This is a genomic window from Paenibacillus sp. FSL M8-0212 (genome assembly GCF_038004645.1).
Lineage (GTDB): Bacteria > Bacillota > Bacilli > Paenibacillales > Paenibacillaceae > Paenibacillus.
In genome coordinates this window covers 4783003-4802549 of record NZ_JBBORP010000001.1, presented here as the reverse complement: position 1 = coordinate 4802549, position 19547 = coordinate 4783003, and the positions used below count along the sequence as shown (strand labels likewise).

The window sequence follows — 19547 nt, the reverse complement described above, 5'->3', positions numbered from 1 at the left end:
AAAGACGCAACAGACATATCACCGCAAAAAGGAGAGATGGACATGAGATTAACCGGTAAAAAAGTCATCGCTCTGGTCGATGAAGAATTCGAGGATTTAGAATTGTGGTACCCTGTACATCGGGTTCGTGAAGAAGGTGCAGAAGTGCATCTCGCTGGAGAGAAAAAAGGAAAAACCTATATTGGCAAATACGGTGTGCCTGCTGAAGCCGAATACAGTTTTGATGAACTCGACAGTTCAGATTACGATGGCATTCTTGTGCCAGGCGGCTGGGCGCCAGACAAGCTGCGTCGTTATCCCAAAGTACTGGAGCTTGTGAAGGAAATGAATGCAGACCGGAAACCGATTGGACAGATCTGTCATGCGGGCTGGGTGCTGATTTCTGCCAAAATTCTGGACGGGGTTACAGTTACCTCTACACCAGGCATTCGGGATGACATGGAAAATGCAGGTGCGATCTGGAAAGATGAAGCCGTTGTTGTTGATGGACATATCATCTCAGCACGTCGTCCGCCTGACCTTCCACCTTATGGCAAGGCATTCTGTGATGCACTCGCTGACAAGTAAAAATAACCCCATTGTGCTCTCATGCACAGTGGGGTTATTTTATATAACAAGTTTTTCAATCAATAATTATCACAAATGTAAATATATTAACTTAAAGGTATTTATATCCAGTTTCCCTAATCACGATGCGTTCGAACCACTTTGTTCATCCGGACTTCCCGTGGAGTCATTAAAAACTTGCAGTCGCTCCTCAATATCTCCGCTGGTCCGTAAGGCGAAGCACTTTCGTGCTTCTTCTTTGGCGGTCGATGCTGTTGTGTTCAGCACTCTGTGCTTCACACGTAACAGGGATTGTGGAGACATGCTCAAGTGGCGAATGCCAAGCTCCAACCAAAGCGGAATGGCACGTTCGTCCCCTGCCATCTCTCCGCACACACTGACATCAATTCCAGCCGTATGAGCCGCATCTGCTGTTGCACGAAGCATCCTCAGAACAGCTGGATGATAGGGGTGATACATATGAGCGATCTGCTCATTCATTCGATCTACTGCCAGTACATATTGAACCAGGTCGTTCGTACCAATACTGAAGAAATCAGCTTCCTCTGCGAGCAGATCAGCAATCATCACCGCTGCAGGAACTTCGATCATAATTCCCACCTGAATGTGAGGGTCGTATGATAATCCCCGCTCGTCCAGATCAGACATCGCCTCACGGAGAATCTCATTGGCCTGCTGAAGTTCTTCCACCGAAGAGATCATAGGGTACATAATTTTGACATTTCCGGCCGCACTGGCACGCAAGATGGCTGTAAGCTGTGTTTTGAACAGATCCTTGCGGTCCAGACTAATCCGAATAGCACGATACCCCAGAAACGGATTGTCTTCCTCCGGCAATTCAAAGTAATCGAGTTGCTTGTCACCACCGATATCCAGTGTACGAATAACAACGGATTGTCCTGCTGTTTTCTCTGCCACAAGACGGTACACCTCATACTGTTCTTGCTCACCAGGGAAAGTAGCACGGTCCATATACAAAAACTCTGTTCGGAACAAGCCCACACCTTTGGCTCCTTGTTTCAAAGCAAGGTCCAATTCCTTCACCGAACTGATATTGGAAGCCAAGTGCAGAACGGCCCCATCTTTGGTTACAGCATCCACGGTAGCAAGGACTTGAAGTTGTTCCTTTTTCTTCAGTTGTTTGCTGCGAAGCATGGTATACCGTTCAATCGTCTTGCGATCCGGGTCCGTAAATACCAAGCCATTGTCACCATCCACCACAAGCATATCCCCTGTCTCTACCGGCATGCCAAGACTCGCTTCCAGACCGGAAACGAGAGGAATGCCAAGGGCACGAGCCATAATCGCAGAATGTGATGTTTTCCCGCCAATCAAGGTTACAATGCCCAGTACATGGGTGGGATTCAGATGCGCCAGTTGAGATGGCGACAGTTCTTTTGCGACGAGTACATACGGCTGGGTATCGGAAGGAAGTGTAATCTCCGGTGCACCGAGCAAATGCTTGAGCAGACGGTTACCCACATCCTTGATGTCAATAGCCCGCTCCTTCATATACTCGTCTTCCAGCAAGTCAAACATCGTGACAAAATGGTCTATGGCTTCTTTGACCGCCACTTCTGCTGCCTTATATTGACGCTCAATAATACCGCGAATTTCGTTCATGAATACCGGATCTTCCAGGATTGCCAGATGTGCATCAAAGATACTGGACTCCTCTGGACCAACAACTTCCTTGAACTCATTTTTGATATATTCGATCTCATCCTTTGATGTCCGTATGCCCTCATACAGCCGTTCGAACTCTTGGGCAAGATCCACCGAATCCATCTTCTGATCCGGCAGATCCCATTCCCAACTGGGCAGGACAAATGCTTTGCCGATGGCTATGCCTGCAGCTCCGTTGATGCCTTGTATCTTCATTCTACCCCTCCAACGTTCCTGTCATAGAGCACCACGGACATAACGGATGCCTGACCTTTCTTAACTTGCTTAAATGGAGCAAAACTCCATGATTTTACACGATCCGGATTCGTAATTACCATTGGTGTTGTTAGTGACGCCGCTTGCTCGCGGAGTACTGCCAGATCAAACTTGATCAACAACTGCCCTGGCTCCACCGTATCGCCCTCCTGAACAAAAGCTTCAAAATGGCCTTTCAACTGAGAGGTATCGATGCCGATATGCAGTAACACTTCAAGCCCCTCACGGGTAGAAATACCCAAGGCATGCATGGTCGGGTACAAGTGCATAATCGTTCCGTACACGGGTGAGACCAGCTCTCCCTTTTCCGGAACAAAGGCTACACCATCACCGACAAGTTTGGCTGCAAAGATCTGATCCGGCACCTCTTCAATCGGGAGCATTTTGCCCTGAACGGGGGCACAGAACAGCACCTGTTGCAGATCTCTTTCCAGCAGCTTCGCGATTTCTTCCCGAATCAATTCCGAGTAGGTCCCGAATACCACCTGTACGTTACCGCCACCCAGCTTGATCAGTCCAGCGGACCCCATACTCTTCATGGCCCCCGTGTCGATCAGACGGTCATCATGCACAGTCAGACGAAGACGTGTAATACATGCTTCAACCTGTACAATGTTACTCTTCCCACCCAATGCTTCAAGGATTAAAGGTGCCTGATAAGGAATGTTACCTACCCAATCTTCCAGCATGGAGCCCTCTTCACGTCCTGGTGTTGGAATCTTGAACGTACGAATCGCCCATCGGAACAGGAAGTAGTAAACCAGCCCGTATAGTATGCCAATCGGAATGAGCTTCCAAGCATTCTCCGATAGATGGAAATTGAGTATGTAATCAATAATACCTGCGGAGTAAGAAAATCCATGCCGGATATCAAGCCAGTAACTAATCCACATGGCAACGCCGGACATCACTGCATGCACGATGAACAGATAAGGTGCTGCGAACAAAAAAGCAAACTCAATCTGTTCCGATACCCCGGTTAGAAAACAAACGAGTGCCGATGTCAGAAAAGTTTTCTTGATTTTTGGTTTCAGATCTTCCCTGGCTTCCTGAATAATAGCAAAAGCTATTGCTGGAATGGCAAACATCATGATGGGAAACAAACCTGCCATAAAGAATCCTGCTGTTGGATCACCTGCAAAAAATCGGGGCAAATCCCCTTGCACAATGTTACCATCAGGCGTTTCAAACGTCCCTAACTGGAACCAAAACACATTGTTAAGCAGGTGATGAAGCCCAAAAGCAACCAGCACCCTGTATAACACTCCGTAGATGAACAGTCCAAAACCCCCGAGACTGTATTCCCAGGTAGCAATGCCGTTCAATCCATGCTGTAGGATCGGAGCGAGCCATAACATAAAACAGGAGAACAATGCCGAACAGAGTCCGACGATGAGCAAAACAAACCTTGAACCTCCAAAAAATTGTAAAATTTCAGGCAGTTTAATGCTTTTAAACCGATTATGCATCCCACCGGCAAGCGCGCCGAGTATGATTCCGATTAAGGAAGCGGGCTGAACGGTGCCATCCCCAAAGTTCCGAGTTACCTGATCATATATCACGATACCAGCCAGAGCAGCAAGTCCCGCTTGTCCGGCCTGGTTGGAGAGTCCCAGTGCTACACCGACAGCGAACAGATACGGTAAGAAATAAAAAATACCGTGTCCGGCCACGGTAGACACTTCACCGACAATATCCAATCCCCAGGCGTCCCAAGGCAGACTGCCAACACTGAGCAAAATTGCGGCGGCGGGCAGGACCATTGTAGGCAGCATTACCGCTCGTCCGAGCTGCTGCAAGGATCCGAGCCAATTCATGGCGACCTCTCCTTTCTATCCTTGATGGTAAGCTTTACGCAACGTTTTGTCAAAGCAAAACAGTAACCAATTGGTAATTAATAACGGCAAAAATAGAACATAAAAAATCCCGTCAACTTCAAGTTAACGGGATTCATCCTATAATCATTCAATTGGTTCAGATCAGGAGATCATTCGATCACAGGTGAACGAGCCTCTCAGCCGCGTCCAGCGCCGCGCAGAACGATGGAATCCTCTACCTTGATACAACGATTCGTTACCGCTGTCATGCCGTTCTCTGCAGCAATCTGGACCGCTTCATCACTATGGATGCCAAGCTGCAGCCACAGCACATTGGCTTTGATGGCAGCGGCGTCACGAGCGACATCCGCGCAAAACTCTTCGCGACGAAACACATTGACAATGTCTACCGGCTCTGGAATATCCGCGAGTGTGGCATATACCGTCTCGCCAAGGATTTCACCTTGCACCTGTGGATTAACCGGGATGATGCGATAACCTCTGCTCTGCATGGCTTCTGCCACCATATAGGAAGTACGATCTGATTTGTCTGATAAGCCGACGACTGCGATGTTGCCTGCCTTGCGCAAAAGTTGTCCAATTTCTTCACGAGTAGGGTTGTTAAATTCCATGTTCAAGCACCATCCTTTTCTGATTAAAGTGCGTGTTCAAAAGACTGATTTTCAGTTATTTACTCTTTTACCCATTGAACCGAGGCGCCAAGCGCCTGCAAATGATCGAAATATTGCGGATAAGACTTGGCTACATGGTGTGCATCCCGAATACGAAGCGGCTCCTTGGAACGCAGACCAACAACAGTGAGCGCCATAATTACGCGATGATCGTAGTGAGCGTTAATCTCAACGCCGCCTTCAACGCCTTCTGGACGTCCGTGTACGATAATCTCAGCTTGACGCTCTTCAACGTTCGCTCCTGCCTTCCGCAGTTCGTTCAAGTAGTCGGTGATTCGGTCACATTCCTTGTAACGCAGGTTCTCTACATTATAGAACCGTGACGTGCCTTCCGCAAACACAGCTGCGGCTACCATAGCCAAAACGGCGTCCGTCGCGGCATCCCCGTCGAATTCGATCGCTTTCAGTCTGCCATTACCTTGAACGTGTACAACATCGTTCTCATGTGTCAAGGGCACTTCCATCATGCGCAGCACGTCAACGATGGCACGTTCACCTTGCTTGCTCTGCTCCATCAGGCGCAGAATTTTCACATCAGACTGTGTAACCGCTGCGGCGGCAAGAACGGCTGCCGAGCCCGGGTAGTCTCCTTGAACCGTGTAGGTCGTTGGCTGGTAAGCCTGTCCACCTGGTACACGGAAGGACATGTAATCATCACTTGCATGGATAACGATGCCTGCCTGCTCCAGCACTTCCAGGGTCTGTCCGATAACAACCTTGGACTTCAGGTCATTCAGTACTTCGATGGTGCTGTCTTCTGCAAGCAACGGCGTAACAAACAACAATGCACTCAGATATTGGGAGCTGACGGAGCCGGATACACGAATGTGTCCACCCTTGGCATTGCCACCCTTAATTGTAATCGGCAGGCGTCCTTGTTCGTGTTGTACATCTACACCCAATTGGCCAAGCGCATCGATCAGGTCATCATGAGGGCGTTTGCCTAGCGAATCAGGGTACGTGTTCACAAATGTAACGTCAGGGCAGAGCGCTGTAACGCCCATCAGGAAACGAAGTACAGCACCCGCATTCCCGACATTCAATTCACGCACATCACGGGGATGACTACCAAAGCCCTGGATCACAATCTTGCTGTCGTCTTCTTCAAGTACTGCCCCCAGATCACGAATACATCTGCGCATGGCGTCACTGTCTTCACTGTGTGCCGGGAAATGAATGGTACTTGTGCCTTCTGCCAGCGCAGCAGCCAGCAAATAGCGGGTAGTGTAGTTTTTAGAGGACAGAGCCCCGATTTCCCCGTTCAGCGTGGGGGTTGGTTTAACAATAACGTCCATGGATGAAATTCTCCTTCATTGATTATATTGTGGCCAAATTGACATTCCGTGCATCGCTTGGGTATCATTATAGCGTTAAGTCCATACAGAAAAGAGGACCTGAATATGACACAAATAGCTGAAATTGAAACGTCTGAGCTGCGCCGCCGTTTACAGGCGGGAGAGAAGCTGCAGATGATAGACGTCCGCGAGGACGATGAAGTCGCGCAAGGCATGATCGAAGGAGCCAAGCATATTCCGCTTGGACAGATTCCGGACCGACTGTCTGAGATTGAGAAATCAGGCGAGATCGTGATCATCTGTCGTAGCGGTTACCGCAGTGAGCGTGCATGTGAATATCTGCAGCAACTGGGATATGAAGGCTGTACAAACATGGTCGGCGGTATGCTTCAGTGGCAACAGGAAGACTAGAGAAACCCGGAGAGAAGCGAAGTCATTTGTAACCTTGTGACCTCAGCTTTGCTCCACTCCTAGAAACGGGCCTATATGGCCCGTTTTGTTATATCTGCCACCACCTATCAACCATCAAACTTCGATGATAACAAGCTTAGACGCGGTAATGCGCTAAAATTAAACGAGTCACTTCAGCAGCGGATAACTCGGTTGTATCCACCGTATAATGCGCGAACCGGTATGCGTCTTTCCGTTCTTCCATAATTGCCTGAATGCGTTCCTCTGCATTGCCTGCGAGGAGCGGACGATTGTCACAGCCACTAACACGCTCTACAATCACTGCCGGATCAGCAGTCAAGGCAACAACCCAACCATTCTTCAACATCACGTCACAATTATCCGAACGCAGCACCACGCCACCTCCGGTCGCTATGACCTGTGACTTCTTCTCCAGCACCGAGCACAACATGCGGCTCTCGGCATCACGGAAATACGTCTCTCCCTTGCCAGTGAACAGTTCCGGAATCGTACAGCCTTCCTCTTTTTCCACCGCGGCATCTACATCAATCAATCGATAACCAAGCTCGCGTGCAAGCATGTCAGCGACGGTTGATTTGCCGGTTCCCATCATACCAATGAGAATAATATTGTTAGACTTGCTCAAGGTGTACACTCCTTTAATTCAAGCAATTCGTGAGCACTTTTGTCCTATCATAACACAGCCCTGCGGACTGGGAAAGACCATCTCCTTCACCGACTTCCTTTCGACCATCCGCAACCTTCCAAGACAGATTAAGTAACTCCCGGCATCTAATCATACGTCAGATCACCTCAAGCAGTTTTGAGCCCCAAACGTCGCAATCAGTAACCAACCAACAACCTAACGAACTCCAATGAGCTTATTTACGTAAAATAGGCGCAGTTAAACTTCTAACGAATCTCAGTAAGCTTATTTCAAAAAATCACCGTCAAAACAGCGAAATCTCGCTGCGAATTATTGAAATAGTGCCTTCTGAGTTCGTTAAAAAATTGAACCGCTCATTTTGCCAAAATAGAGTGTCTCCTGTTCATTAGGTCTAGAATCAGCTACATATCTTCTCCATCAACACTATTACTGTATAACAAAGTAAAAAAGAGGCCCAGCGTTAACCGGCAATCACCGGAACGCCAAACCTCTTTTGAACCTATTAGCAGGCCAAAGCTCCTGCTTAAGGGCACTTTGGCCAAATCTAATAGCCTTGTAGTATATGTGGTACTACTCCATCCAGTTGTGGTGGAAGCTGCCTTCTTTGTCCACACGTTTGAACGTGTGAGCACCGAAGTAGTCACGTTGAGCTTGCAGCAAGTTTGCTGGCAAACGCTCTGTACGGTAGCTGTCGTAGTATGAAAGAGCGCTGGAGAAGCCAGGTACCGGAACACCTTGTTTTACAGCAGCCGCTACGACTTCACGCCATGCGCCTTGATAAGACTCAACGATGTTTTGGAAGTAAGGATCCAAGAGCAAGTTTTTCAGTGCTGCGTCTTTATCATAAGCTTCCTTGATGTTTTGCAGGAACTGCGAACGGATGATGCAGCCACCGCGGAAGATCATGGCAATGTTACCGTATTTCAGATCCCAGCCATACTCGTCGGAAGCTGCACGCATTTGTGCAAATCCTTGTGCGTAGGATACGATTTTACTTGCGAAGAGGGCTTTACGAACACTCTCGATGAACGCTTTTTTGTCACCGGAGAACGCTTCAGTTGCTGGTCCATTCAGGATTTTGCTAGCTGCTACACGCTCGTCCTTCATGGCAGACAGGAAACGGGAGAATACGGATTCCGTAATCATGGACAATGGAACGCCGAGATCCAGCGCGCTTTGGCTTGTCCATTTACCTGTTCCTTTTTGTCCAGCCGCGTCCAGAATAACGTCAACCATTGGTTTGCCCGTTTCCGGATCGTATTTGGAGAAGATATCTGCAGTGATTTCGATCAGGTAGCTATCCAACTCTCCTTGATTCCATTCCGTAAAGATCGCATGCAGCTCTTCAACAGAAACGTTTAATACGGATTTGAGCAAGTGGTACGCTTCACCAATCAACTGCATATCTCCGTACTCGATACCGTTATGCACCATTTTCACATAGTGTCCGGCACCATCAGGTCCAATATATGTACAACATGGATCGTCACCGACTTTGGCGGAGATCGCCGTCAGGATCGGTTCAACCAGTTTATAAGCACTTTCCTGTCCACCTGGCATGATGGAAGGGCCTTTCAGTGCGCCTTCTTCACCACCGGATACACCTGTACCGATGAAACGAATTCCTTTGTCTTCCAACTCTTTGCTGCGACGTTGCGTGTCAGGGAAGTATGCATTCCCTCCGTCAATGATGATGTCGCCCTCATCCAGGTGAGGAAGCAGTTGTTCAATGGTAGCGTCGGTCGCTTTGCCGGCTTGTACCATGATCAAAATTTTGCGCGGGGATTCCAGGGATGCTACGAACTCTTCAATGGAGAATGAGCCTGTCAGGTTTTTACCTTCAGCTTCTTTCAGAAGATCATTGGTTTTCTCCGGGGAACGGTTAAATACCGATACTGAGAAACCTTTGCTTTCAATGTTAAGGGCCAAATTTTTGCCCATGACAGCCAGGCCAATTACGCCAATTTGTTGTTTTGTCATCTGGTCCTCCATCCTTTGCTCCAATTAATTTTATTGAAATAAATTCTCAACAATACTCCCATTTTAACGGTTTTATGTATAGAAGTGAACCCCGTGGCACAGCTACGCAACGAGAAAACACCCCAATCTGCTGAGGTGTTCATCGTATTTTCATAAATAGAACCGTGAAGATAATACATCATGCCAGAGTAATCCAATTAATCCAATATTGTATTGTACAATGTTATAATTATATCCAATGAAATTCGAACAGAAAGGAGGAGTGTACATAATGGCCTTAGAGCAGCTCTCAAAAGAGGAACGGTTTTCCCTGGATATTCGAAGAACATTTCTTCTGGGGGCATATATGAATGAATGGGGGGTGCCAGAGCTCAGGATTGTTCTTTCGAAGCCAGAAAGAAACATTCATGTAGAAATCTATTATTTTCCTGCCACAATTCAATCTGGCATCGCAAGATTCGTGACGGTTGGGTTGTCTCAGGCAATGCGGCCCTCTGGAGAGCTTGTAGCTGCTGAATGGATGCTTGCGCTGCAACCGGATCTTGGCGGTGAAGAGGTCGAGCGTGTCAACACCTACCTGGTCGATCTGATCTCCCATCACATCGAAAATGTGCCGGATTCAACGGTTCCCCGTGTGATGGAATCAAGCGAATTAGCACCAGCCCGATGGAATGCGACTGCCTTTCTCATTGATGAATTGCGGGGAGAAAAAGAATCCCTCGAACAGATTCATGTGGGTCATGAAACGATAGCATTACTGTGGGCAGTACCCATCACTTCTTTTGAAGCCAACCTATTGCTCACCAAAGGATTGGATGAATTTGATGCCTGGATTGAAAGCTCGCAATATTCCATCATCAACCCCTGTCGTCCGTGATGCCCGTTAGGCACAAAAATAGAGCCCTGGCTTCCGCCGGGGCTTTGGTATAGATGACTTTCAAAAGAAATATTCATCAACCTTCCAGCATTAACAGATGTCCAGACAACTGTTTCAATGCTTCGCGGCAGGCATTTGCCTTTTCCGTATTATTCAGCTGAACAGCCGTATACAGGCGCTCCAGTTCATCGTCCACTTCCATGCGCAACAACATGAGCCTCTCCTCACCTTCACGCGAGAGGAACATTTCTTCCATCTCTTCCGCCGTCGGCGCAGGTTCCTTTTGAAAAATGACACGCTGCTTGAACCCGGACACTTCCACGAGCCGAATCACTTCACCGAATAAAATGTTCTCCACGGTCATCTGCTGATCCTTGAACCGCTTCACAACTGCATGCCCGCGTGTATCTCCAATCAGCTTCTCCAGCCACTCTGCAAGTTTTGCATCCTTAATGATATAATCTCCAGTCATCTTGTAGTTCCCTGTGCGTGTCTGTTGAAAGCGGAGCTTTACCAGCTTGCGGCCGGTCCGGACTGACAGGATAAAAAAGGATTCGTCCTCGCTCCAATATAGTGAATATCCCTCACGAATAAGGTCTCTGATCAAATTTTGGATATGCCGACGGTTGAACCGCAGCTCCAGATTGCAATATTCAACTTCATAACTCTTATTCACGGCACTCCCTCCATCTGTACCGGATCAACTCCGGCCCTCGTCTTCAATCGCTTCTACTCAATCGGCTTACCCTATTTTATACTTCATTTTATGTAAGGGTACTTGGTTATTTGACTATTTTTCACCGAAAGGACCGCCGGATTGCAGCTTTCCGCAGACGCACAGGGGCAAGCCCCCGATTATCGTGATATAACGGACGCCAAAAAGGGAGTTCCACAACCAAGATGGTTGGTGGAACTCCCTTTTCTTTTGCTTATTTGGCCGGAGCAGTGCGAAACGGATTGCGGGATAACACAAAGTGCACAACGGCAAGTCCTGCCATGACGATGGCACTGCCAATGAATGGAGCCGGATGGCTAACGTGGTCCCACAGCAGTCCGGAAACAATAGGGCCTACAACCATGCCTGATCCCTGCAGTGTGAGGAAAAATCCCCAGATCGCTCCCCGCTCCCCTTTGGGGATCAGTGTGGCTACAAAAGCATTCCAGGCGGGCAGAATCATGGCATAACTGATGCCCACCAACATGACAACACCAAACACCACCGGAATGGATGTTATGGAGGAGAATGCGAACAGACTCGCCGCCGCCATCAAAAAACCAACGTTCAGGAACGGTTTCGTGCCAAACCTGTCTACCATTTTACCTACAGGCAGTAAGGCAATAACGGTTATTCCACCTCCCGCAATCAGCAACAAACTGTAAAGGTTCGGTGAGATGTGCAGATCTGTGCGTGTATATAGCGTGATTACTGGACTAAGCAAACCAATGACAAACGACTGCATAAACAAGGCAGGATACACCAGTGGATTAACATTAAGTGTGCTGCGTACCCGTTGTAGTGTACCCTTCACACTCTTTTGCAGCCGGATGAACGGCGTGAGCAGATTCGGTTTGGCTGGATATTTCACATCACTATTCTTCGCTGCTTGTTCGGCATGCTCTCCTTCAACAATGACACGTCCAGGAAGAATCATGGCCACCAGAATAACGAGAATGGCACAACCCATCAGCACGAGGAATATAGTTCGATAATCATGATGCGTACGCTCCAGCAACCAGTTCATGCCGATTGGTCCAAGGCCTGTACCGCCCAGAGCGGCCATCTCCAGCGCCCCCATTGCTGTACCATTCTTGTTCTGTGGGCCAGACATCGCCGTCACCCCTGTCATGGCGCAAGGCCAGAGTGGTGACGTACCAATGCCAAGAATGAGACAGGCCAAGGCCAGTCCAAAGGCACTTTTGAGAAAAAGGATCATAATAACAGCGATTAAGGTACAGATTAGTGCTGTAACCATCGTTGCGCGGAACCCGATCCGTTCTGCTGCCCAGCCGGAAGGCGCCCGGAACAGATTATCTCCCAGATATTGAAGAGCAAATGCCACACCAATGACGCCTGCAGACAGACCCAGTATATTGTCCATATAGACGGGCAAAACAGCTACCAACAGGGCCCCTTTGATAATTTCAACTAGAAAAAGTGTCAGCCACATCGCGATAAAAAATGGTGATCGCAAAATTTTGGCTGGTTTTGTATCGGTTTGCATTCTTTTTCCCCTTTCGCCGTTCAATTGCCTATTCCCTATCCTTAGTGTAACCGTGGGGAATGTGTCCAAATCTCGGCAATTCAAAAAATTGTCGATTATACTGTTGCATTCGGTTCTTAATTTGCTATACTCATCTTTGTTTACCAATTTTATTAGGAAGGGTTGTGACAGCACTGATGAATCACCACCGTACGCCGCTGTTTACCGCTTTAAAAAATCATGCGGCACTCAATCCGGTACAGTTTCATATTCCGGGCCATAAAAAAGGATTGGGAGCGGATACCGAATTCCGTGAATTTATTGGCGATAATGCCTTCTCCATAGATTTGATTAACATCGCACCGTTGGATGACCTGCATCAGCCAACCGGTGTCATTCAGGAAGCACAGATTTTGGCAGCAGATGCCTTCGGAGCCGATTATACCTATTTTAGTGTACAAGGCACAAGCAGTGCCATTATGACCATGATTCTGTCTGTATGTTCACCGGGTGACAAAATTATTGTGCCCCGTAATGTGCATAAATCGGTTCTGTCCGCCATTATTTTCTCAGGCGCCAAACCCGTATTTGTGTCTCCTTCACAAGATGCCAATCTGGGCATTGACCATGGAGTGACTACACAGTCTATCCGTCGCGCACTTGAGCGTCATCCTGATGCCAAGGCATTGCTTGTAATTAACCCGACCTATTACGGCGTGGTTACAGATCTTAAAGAAATAGTTGAGCTGGCACACAGCTATCAAGTCCCTGTCCTCGTTGATGAAGCACATGGCGTACTCATTCATTTCCATGAGAATCTGCCGTTGTCTGCGATGGCAGCAGGTGCCGATATGGCTGCAACCAGTGTTCACAAGCTTGGTGGCTCCATGACACAGAGTTCCGTACTCAACCTGAATACAAAGAATGGGTTCGTGAATCCACAGCGTGTACAGACGATCCTGAGTCTGCTCACCTCTACATCAACTTCATACATTTTGCTTGCTTCACTCGATACATCAAGACGTAACCTGGCACTCCACGGTCGTGAGATTGCACAGAAGGCGATTGAACTAGCTGAGTTTGCCAGACGTTCGATCAACGATATGGATGGCCTTTATTGCTTCGGTAGAGAGTTGCTGGGCACAGAAGCGACCTTCAACTATGATCCAACCAAAGTAACGATCCATGTTCGCCATCTGGGTATTACAGGGTATGAGACAGAGAACTGGCTGCGTGAACATTACAACATCGAGGTTGAACTTAGTGATATGTACAATATTCTGTGTCTCATCACGCCAGGAGATACAGATGATAGCGTGGATATCTTGCTGAACGCTTTGCAGGATCTATCCCGTACCTATTATCAAGTTAACCCGGCCCATGAACTGGTGGTAAAAGTTCCGGATATTCCACAGTTGATGCTGACTCCACGTGATGCATTCTACGGTGATACCGAAGTGATTCCGTTTAAGGAATCCGCAGGACGTATTATCTCGGAATTCATCTATGTCTATCCGCCAGGAATTCCGATCCTGTTACCGGGTGAGGTTATCACCCAGGAAAACATCGACTACATCATCGATCATGTCGAGGTTGGATTGCCTGTCAAAGGACCCGAAGATCGCAGCGTAACCAACGTTAAAGTGATCGTGGAAGCCGATGCCATTTTCTAGAACAACCCCATTTGCGCTGTAAATGGGATGAACTTAAAGGACCAAGCCTTAAGCTTGGTCCTTTTTTATTTTATGGGACAAGCGAGTTTGCATTTTCCCGTCTATTTTGTCGTTCAAATCGGTGGTGTAAATGCTCGTATACTCTTAAAAAACAAACAAAAGGCCCCCTGAGATCAAGGAGCCTTCATGTTATGTTCCAAAAGAATGACTATTCTTGTGATGCAACGAGTTCGTTGTAAGCCGCTTCAACGCGGTTCCACTCTTCTTCGTCTTCAATATTGTAGAGCACCATTTCCTCGTCTTCTTCTTCCATACGCAGGATGATGCCGTCAGCTTCAGGATTGTTACGTTCCAGCAGGAGCGCATAAACATGCTTCTCCACGTCAAACGTCTCCACCAAAACCATCTCCACGTCTTGGCCGTTCTCGTCTGTTAATGTGAGAAGGACTTCTTCATGCTCGTGGTCGTGGTCGTGGTCTTGCCCGCATCCGCAGCCATCGCCGTGTTCATGTGTGTGATCGCTCATTGAAATACCTCGCTTTATAAATAGAAATTGTGTAACCTTGCATATCGTAACATGTTCAATGACCCAGGTCAATTTAACTCACAGGGTAATTTTCGCTTCAATCATTCAGCGCTGTAATGATTTTCTCCGCTACCAGGACGTAGCTGCTGTTTGCATTTTCTTTAATATGAAAGCCGACTTGATACTTGCCGGCACGACTGAAATCGTACGTAAAATCGTATGTGCGGAACCAGAAGTTATCCTTCTGTGTCGTAAGCTCCTGTGACTGGATATCCTTCACCTGACCGCTTGGATTGGTAATCGTTACTTTCACCGCAGCTACATCTGCTGTCAGACTGTCCACTTGTGAAAATACATTGAATTTCAGCTTACCTACGTTAACGTTGCCAAATACAGTGTCTCCCTTGAAGAGAAAAATATGTACATTCGGTTTGATCACCGTTACTCTCTTGTTACTGCTGTCCCATTTGACGACGCCTCCGGCTTCCCTTACAGGTACATAGGTCGTTCCATCAATGAGATAACCTCCATCAGCTGCTTCCTTGCCGTTAATGAGAACACGAATCTTCTCGTTCACCGAATCTGCAAACAATAAAGACCCGCCGAGCAAGGAGAATACCGTGACACAAAGCAATATTCGTTTCCATTTCATCCCGTCAATATTCCCTCCCCTGCTGCTAGCTGTTGTACATTTATACTGCAGATTCATCCACAAAGTTGCGCTGTTTTTCATCATTTTTCATTTTTTATCCAGAATTTTTTCCACCCCTTGGAATGCACAAAAAGAGGCGATCCTTATTAAAGGATGCCCCTGATCTATAATTGTTATATATGCGGCATTATACGAAGAGTTATGAAGAAGTATGGCGAGTCAGGATACAGGGAACACCTTTGCCTATAGCCCCTTCGATTCGCATCCGTGCAGCGTAATCCATGCCACGTGTACATGGTGTCTTGCATTTCTCACATACATCCGAAGTGACCAACTTCATGGATACACGAATTTTGTCACTCTTTAATGCGGGAGCTTTCTTACCTTTTGCTTTTGCCATCCCGGATTCCCCATTTCCCCAAGTGCTTACTGATGTAATGCATCATATGGGGATTCGCCCGGTTGTGTGTCTATTTAGAAAACGTATTTAAATAATAAAAATATGACAAGGAGGATACCTCCGAGAATAAGCCAGTTGCTGATTTCATACCAAATGCTCTTGCCTCCGGACAGGTATTTCTGTTCATTCTCCTGATGACGCTGACGGTGGGTATCGGTCTCAGAGCCATGGGGTGGTTTGCTAAAATCCATCATAAGTACGTTCCCCTTTCAGCAGTTTTGTATAATCTTAATACCATTATAACCCATAATTGAGTATTAAATTGATTTTTCTGTATAAAAAGGGCTGTTTCATACAAATGGTTCTATTGGCTAGCAGTTAATTCTTCTTCTGTGACCCATTTGTGATTCTTAACCAAATCTCCCCCTGTTGTCGGGGTATAATCAACCATATATACCGTTGTCTCTTCAGCAGTATCAATTGTGGCCTTCGCACCCTTCATCCCTTTCATGTGATCAGCGCTCAACACTACCTCAGAACCTGCCGCATACGGTTGTTCCTTATGGTCCTGTATTTCCTCATGGATAACCCATTTATGATTTTGCACGGGATCTCCGCCTGTTGTTGGTGTATACGTAACTGCATATACCGTAGTTTCATATGCTCCAACGACCTGTGCTCTCGCACCCTTCATGCCTGACATGTGGTCGGCACTCATCAGCGCCTGGCTTCCTACTGGGAAGGTGGGGTTGTTTTTTTCCCGCAGTCCTTCCGGTAGCTCTCCCGATTCAGAATGGTGCATCTCACCTGCGGCAGCTGTATGACTGTCATCGTTGCTTTCAATAGTTTGCCGAGTCTCCTTGCCACATCCACTCAAAATCAAACTGCCTGTAATCAATATAGTCGATAGGGTCAGTAAATATTTTTTCATGTTTTGCACTCCTTTAATTCTATTTGTATCATTCATTATACCCCCTACAGGTATATTGCAATCATTATTATTGCTTTTTCCGGGCAGACGTATCTTACAACGGAGCAAAATAATACAAAAAAACCTCCGATTTCTCGGAGGCTTCTTTTAACAACAAATAGTTTCAATGATTACGCCAGTTCCACGTTAACATTCACGTTCCCTTTAATTCCTTTGGAATATGGGCAGTAGTCATGGGCAAGTTTCACAAACTTCTGTGCTGTTTCCTCATCCAGACCGAGAATCTTAACTTCCAAATCCACTTGAAGCTTCACACCGTTGTCCTCAGAGTCCGTCACCAACATTACAGTAGCAGCTACGGTACTTCTTTCAATTTCAACTTTGTGTTTCTTCAATTGAAACTCCAGTGCGGAGTTAAAACAAGCACTATACCCTGCTGCAAACAACTGCTCCGGATTTGTAGCTGTCGTCACTTGTCCTCCGAGTTCAGGCGGTGCAGCAACATCCAACATAAACACGTTATCTGGGGATTGTACGATTCCTTGACGTCCGCCTGTATTGATGACTGTTGTTTCATATAATGTTTTCATTTGTGAAAACTCCTTTAGTTGATTAGATTTATTTTGACTTAATTTTGACTTCTGTTGTATCGCTAACAATTACATTGTACACAATTAAATTGCGTATGTAAATAGATAATATAAAAAAAATAATATAGTTTAATGCTGCATTTAAATGAATAGCGATGAGGAGGATTATAATGTAGTTATCGGTAGAGGAAATGTATCCTTCCTTAACTTTCATCCATCGGATAACCTAAGTCGAACCGTTAAGGAGGAATAACACGTTTGGAGAATAATTCATTTCTAACCCCAGACAAGCCCAAACATAAAGTCAGAGCACTTTCTGAGGTGTTGGCTGTATCAACCAAACTCGGCTTGACTTCATTTGGAGGACCAATCGCTCATCTTGGTTACTTTCATGAAGAATATGTTCGCCGTAGAAATTGGATGGATGAACGAAGCTATGCAGATTTAGTTGCGCTATGTCAATTTTTGCCCGGACCTGCCAGCAGTCAAGTCGGGATTGGAATTGGCATCATCCGCGGCGGTTTGCTGGGGGGACTGATGGCTTGGCTTGGTTTTACACTTCCTTCTGTCATTGCGTTAGTATTGTTCGCTTTCCTTCTGCAAGGATTTGATATCAGCAGTACTGGCTGGATTCACGGTCTGAAAATTGTTGCTGTAGCAATTGTCGCTCAAGCGATATTGGGCATGGGACAAAAACTAACTCCTGACCGTTACAGGGCAACCATCGCTATCTTTACTGCAGCGGCGACTCTTGTGTGGCCAACTGCGTTCACCCCAATCCTTTTTATTGTTATTGCAGGCATGATAGGTATGATCCAACTTAGAAAAATGACAGGGATTAATACGGTAGACTTGTCTGTCCCTGTGAGTCGTAAGTTGGCAATCGTCTGTTTGGTTACGTTCTTTGGAATCCTGATTCTGCTCCCGTTACTCACACCCTTTGATCGTTCGGGATGGCTGTTATTCTTTGATAGCTTCTACCGTTCAGGATCACTTGTATTTGGTGGAGGGCATGTTGTCCTTCCGTTACTGGAACGTGAATTCGTCCCTACAGGTCTGATGAACAAGTCCGACTTTTTGGCGGGATATGGGGCAGCACAAGCTGTACCTGGACCATTGTTCACCTTTGCCAGTTATTTAGGTGCGATGATGCGTGGGGTTCCAGGTGCTTTGGTTGCAACGATCGCTATCTTTTTGCCAGCGTTCCTTCTGATCGTAGGAGCATTGCCCTTCTGGAATTCTTTATGTAGAAGCTCGAAAATTCAAGGAGCATTAATCGGAATTAATGCAGCCGTAGTAGGTATTTTGTTGGCTGCGTTGTACGATCCGCTCTGGACAACTGCGATCCTAACTCCTGTTGATTTTGCACTGGTATGTATGTTATTTCTAATGCTCGTTTTTTGGAAAGTACCACCGTGGATCGTTGTTGTTACTGGTGCAGCAGGCGGTACAATCATCAATCTTCTCTAATAAAAAAGGTACCCAAACACTGCACTTCTTTATCAAAGTGTCCGTGTTTAGGTACCATTTTACTGCACGTATGTCTTTTTACCGATCCATGCAGATTATCTATTTATTCTGTTCGTCATTCCAATTCAAATCATGCACCTTATTCATCTTCCGGCGTCTCCCCAGTTTGATTAATTACTCCAGATATCCACTTTCATCTGTGCACATTTGAAATACTTGGCCTCTGCCTTACTTGTAGTCAGTTTCAACAGACATTGCAGTTCTCCATGTTGGAACACCCCACCGCTAAGGTCAGCGGCAACACCTCCATATTGATCATCCGCACCAAGCCATACGGACGGTCTCTCGAACCCAGCTGAGAACTGTAATCCGGTACATAGCAGCACAGTGAGATTCTTACGGTTCTGTGCTTCATCTCCTGCTACGCCATGGGTGGTGAAGAACACCATGTTTTGATTAAAATCCGTGTACGTTCCATCTGCTTTATAGGCACGGACCATACCATACTTTTGATTTACGTTTTGAAAAAAGGTGATTCCGGCCTTGCTATCCTTCGATTTAATGCCAACCTGAACTGAGATTCCAATGTTCCCGTTTAATTGTAGCGCTTCCAAAGTGATTGCAATTGCGGTTACTTTCGAGCTGTCAATCAGATATTTCATTTTCAACTCTGCCGTGGCTCCTGCCGTTGTCGGTGTTGTAACGGTTATGGTCCCTCTGTCGGGCAACGGCTCAAACGTAGGGGTGCCCACCACCTCCACCCAATCCGGTAACGTTCCGTAAAGAAAATCGGCCACAAGCTGTTTGTGGACCTTTCCAAAGGGCACGATTTGACCCGCTGCATCACGTATAACCAT

At 46.8% G+C, this 19547-nt stretch carries 20 protein-coding genes; 5 read left to right on the top strand and 15 right to left on the bottom strand.

Annotated features, from left to right (window positions below; genetic code table 11):
* The first annotated feature begins 42 nt into the window (after positions 1 to 42).
* Positions 43 to 567: a type 1 glutamine amidotransferase domain-containing protein gene (locus MKX68_RS21170; protein ID WP_036674874.1), complete on the top strand. Its 525-nt coding sequence runs from the start codon at positions 43 to 45 to the stop codon at positions 565 to 567.
* A 120-nt stretch (positions 568 to 687) separates the two neighbouring features.
* Here the strand turns inward: MKX68_RS21170 and ptsP are convergent, their stop codons facing one another.
* From ptsP to aroA, 4 genes are all read right to left on the bottom strand, one after another.
* A complete protein-coding gene (ptsP, locus tag MKX68_RS21165; RefSeq protein ID WP_036674873.1) occupies positions 688 to 2448 on the bottom strand; it encodes a phosphoenolpyruvate--protein phosphotransferase in 1761 nt (586 codons plus the stop codon).
* Positions 2445 to 4325 carry a glucose PTS transporter subunit IIA gene (locus MKX68_RS21160; RefSeq protein ID WP_036674872.1) on the bottom strand — a complete coding sequence of 627 codons (1881 nt, stop codon included), beginning with the start codon at positions 4323 to 4325 and terminating at the stop codon, positions 2445 to 2447. The genes ptsP and MKX68_RS21160 overlap by 4 nt, the downstream gene beginning before the upstream one ends.
* A 197-nt stretch (positions 4326 to 4522) precedes the next feature.
* Positions 4523 to 4957: a CoA-binding protein gene (locus MKX68_RS21155; RefSeq protein WP_017687409.1), complete on the bottom strand. Its 435-nt coding sequence runs from the start codon at positions 4955 to 4957 to the stop codon at positions 4523 to 4525.
* Positions 4958 to 5016: 59 nt separating this feature from the next.
* A complete protein-coding gene (gene aroA, locus MKX68_RS21150; protein ID WP_047843705.1) occupies positions 5017 to 6312 on the bottom strand; it encodes a 3-phosphoshikimate 1-carboxyvinyltransferase in 1296 nt (431 codons plus the stop codon).
* Between the two features lie 105 nt (positions 6313 to 6417).
* Between aroA and MKX68_RS21145 the strand changes: the two genes are divergently transcribed.
* Positions 6418 to 6723, top strand: coding sequence for a rhodanese-like domain-containing protein (locus MKX68_RS21145; RefSeq protein ID WP_017687407.1), 306 nt, complete (start codon positions 6418 to 6420; stop codon positions 6721 to 6723).
* A gap of 136 nt (positions 6724 to 6859) precedes the next feature.
* On the opposite strand, the gene MKX68_RS21140 is transcribed toward MKX68_RS21145, so the two are convergent.
* The gene (locus MKX68_RS21140) at positions 6860 to 7369 is read right to left on the bottom strand and encodes a shikimate kinase (protein WP_036614703.1); all 510 of its coding nucleotides are present in this window, start codon (positions 7367 to 7369) and stop codon (positions 6860 to 6862) included.
* 591 nt (positions 7370 to 7960) lie between these two features.
* Entirely contained in the window at positions 7961 to 9370 is a 1410-nt protein-coding gene (gene gndA, locus MKX68_RS21135) for an NADP-dependent phosphogluconate dehydrogenase (RefSeq protein WP_036614715.1), read from the bottom strand.
* A gap of 271 nt (positions 9371 to 9641) precedes the next feature.
* Here gndA and MKX68_RS21130 point away from each other — a divergent pair, with 271 nt between their 5' ends.
* Entirely contained in the window at positions 9642 to 10247 is a 606-nt protein-coding gene (locus tag MKX68_RS21130; protein ID WP_340914004.1) for a suppressor of fused domain protein, read from the top strand.
* 76 nt (positions 10248 to 10323) lie between these two features.
* Here MKX68_RS21130 and MKX68_RS21125 read toward each other — a convergent pair whose 3' ends face one another.
* Positions 10324 to 10923, bottom strand: a complete 600-nt coding sequence (locus MKX68_RS21125; RefSeq protein WP_091028595.1) for a hypothetical protein — start codon at positions 10921 to 10923, stop codon at positions 10324 to 10326.
* Between the two features lie 253 nt (positions 10924 to 11176).
* Positions 11177 to 12469 (bottom strand): MFS transporter, encoded by a 1293-nt coding sequence (locus MKX68_RS21120; protein WP_340914003.1) that lies wholly within the window; start codon positions 12467 to 12469, stop codon positions 11177 to 11179.
* 176 nt (positions 12470 to 12645) lie between these two features.
* On the opposite strand from MKX68_RS21120, the gene MKX68_RS21115 reads away from it, so the two are divergent.
* Positions 12646 to 14121 (top strand): aminotransferase class I/II-fold pyridoxal phosphate-dependent enzyme, encoded by a 1476-nt coding sequence (locus MKX68_RS21115; RefSeq protein WP_340915466.1) that lies wholly within the window; start codon positions 12646 to 12648, stop codon positions 14119 to 14121.
* A gap of 208 nt (positions 14122 to 14329) precedes the next feature.
* Here MKX68_RS21115 and MKX68_RS21110 read toward each other — a convergent pair whose 3' ends face one another.
* From MKX68_RS21110 to MKX68_RS21085, 6 genes are all read right to left on the bottom strand, one after another.
* On the bottom strand, positions 14330 to 14647 hold the full coding sequence (locus tag MKX68_RS21110) for a DUF1292 domain-containing protein (protein WP_036614722.1): 318 nt from the start codon (positions 14645 to 14647) through the stop codon (positions 14330 to 14332).
* A 97-nt stretch (positions 14648 to 14744) separates the two neighbouring features.
* Positions 14745 to 15299, bottom strand: coding sequence for a copper amine oxidase (locus MKX68_RS21105; RefSeq protein WP_036614723.1), 555 nt, complete (start codon positions 15297 to 15299; stop codon positions 14745 to 14747).
* Positions 15300 to 15498: 199 nt separating this feature from the next.
* Positions 15499 to 15699 carry a hypothetical protein gene (locus tag MKX68_RS21100; RefSeq protein WP_338587893.1) on the bottom strand — a complete coding sequence of 67 codons (201 nt, stop codon included), beginning with the start codon at positions 15697 to 15699 and terminating at the stop codon, positions 15499 to 15501.
* Positions 15700 to 15773: 74 nt separating this feature from the next.
* Positions 15774 to 15953 carry a hypothetical protein gene (locus MKX68_RS21095; RefSeq protein WP_017687398.1) on the bottom strand — a complete coding sequence of 60 codons (180 nt, stop codon included), beginning with the start codon at positions 15951 to 15953 and terminating at the stop codon, positions 15774 to 15776.
* Between the two features lie 110 nt (positions 15954 to 16063).
* Positions 16064 to 16630, bottom strand: a complete 567-nt coding sequence (locus MKX68_RS21090) for a YdhK family protein (protein WP_340914002.1) — start codon at positions 16628 to 16630, stop codon at positions 16064 to 16066.
* Between the two features lie 170 nt (positions 16631 to 16800).
* A complete protein-coding gene (locus MKX68_RS21085; RefSeq protein WP_017687397.1) occupies positions 16801 to 17220 on the bottom strand; it encodes an organic hydroperoxide resistance protein in 420 nt (139 codons plus the stop codon).
* A gap of 258 nt (positions 17221 to 17478) precedes the next feature.
* Here MKX68_RS21085 and MKX68_RS21080 point away from each other — a divergent pair, with 258 nt between their 5' ends.
* Positions 17479 to 18690 (top strand): chromate transporter, encoded by a 1212-nt coding sequence (locus MKX68_RS21080; RefSeq protein WP_340914001.1) that lies wholly within the window; start codon positions 17479 to 17481, stop codon positions 18688 to 18690.
* A 170-nt stretch (positions 18691 to 18860) separates the two neighbouring features.
* Here the strand turns inward: MKX68_RS21080 and MKX68_RS21075 are convergent, their stop codons facing one another.
* The gene (locus tag MKX68_RS21075; protein ID WP_338587899.1) at positions 18861 to 19547 is read right to left on the bottom strand and encodes a hypothetical protein; all 687 of its coding nucleotides are present in this window, start codon (positions 19545 to 19547) and stop codon (positions 18861 to 18863) included.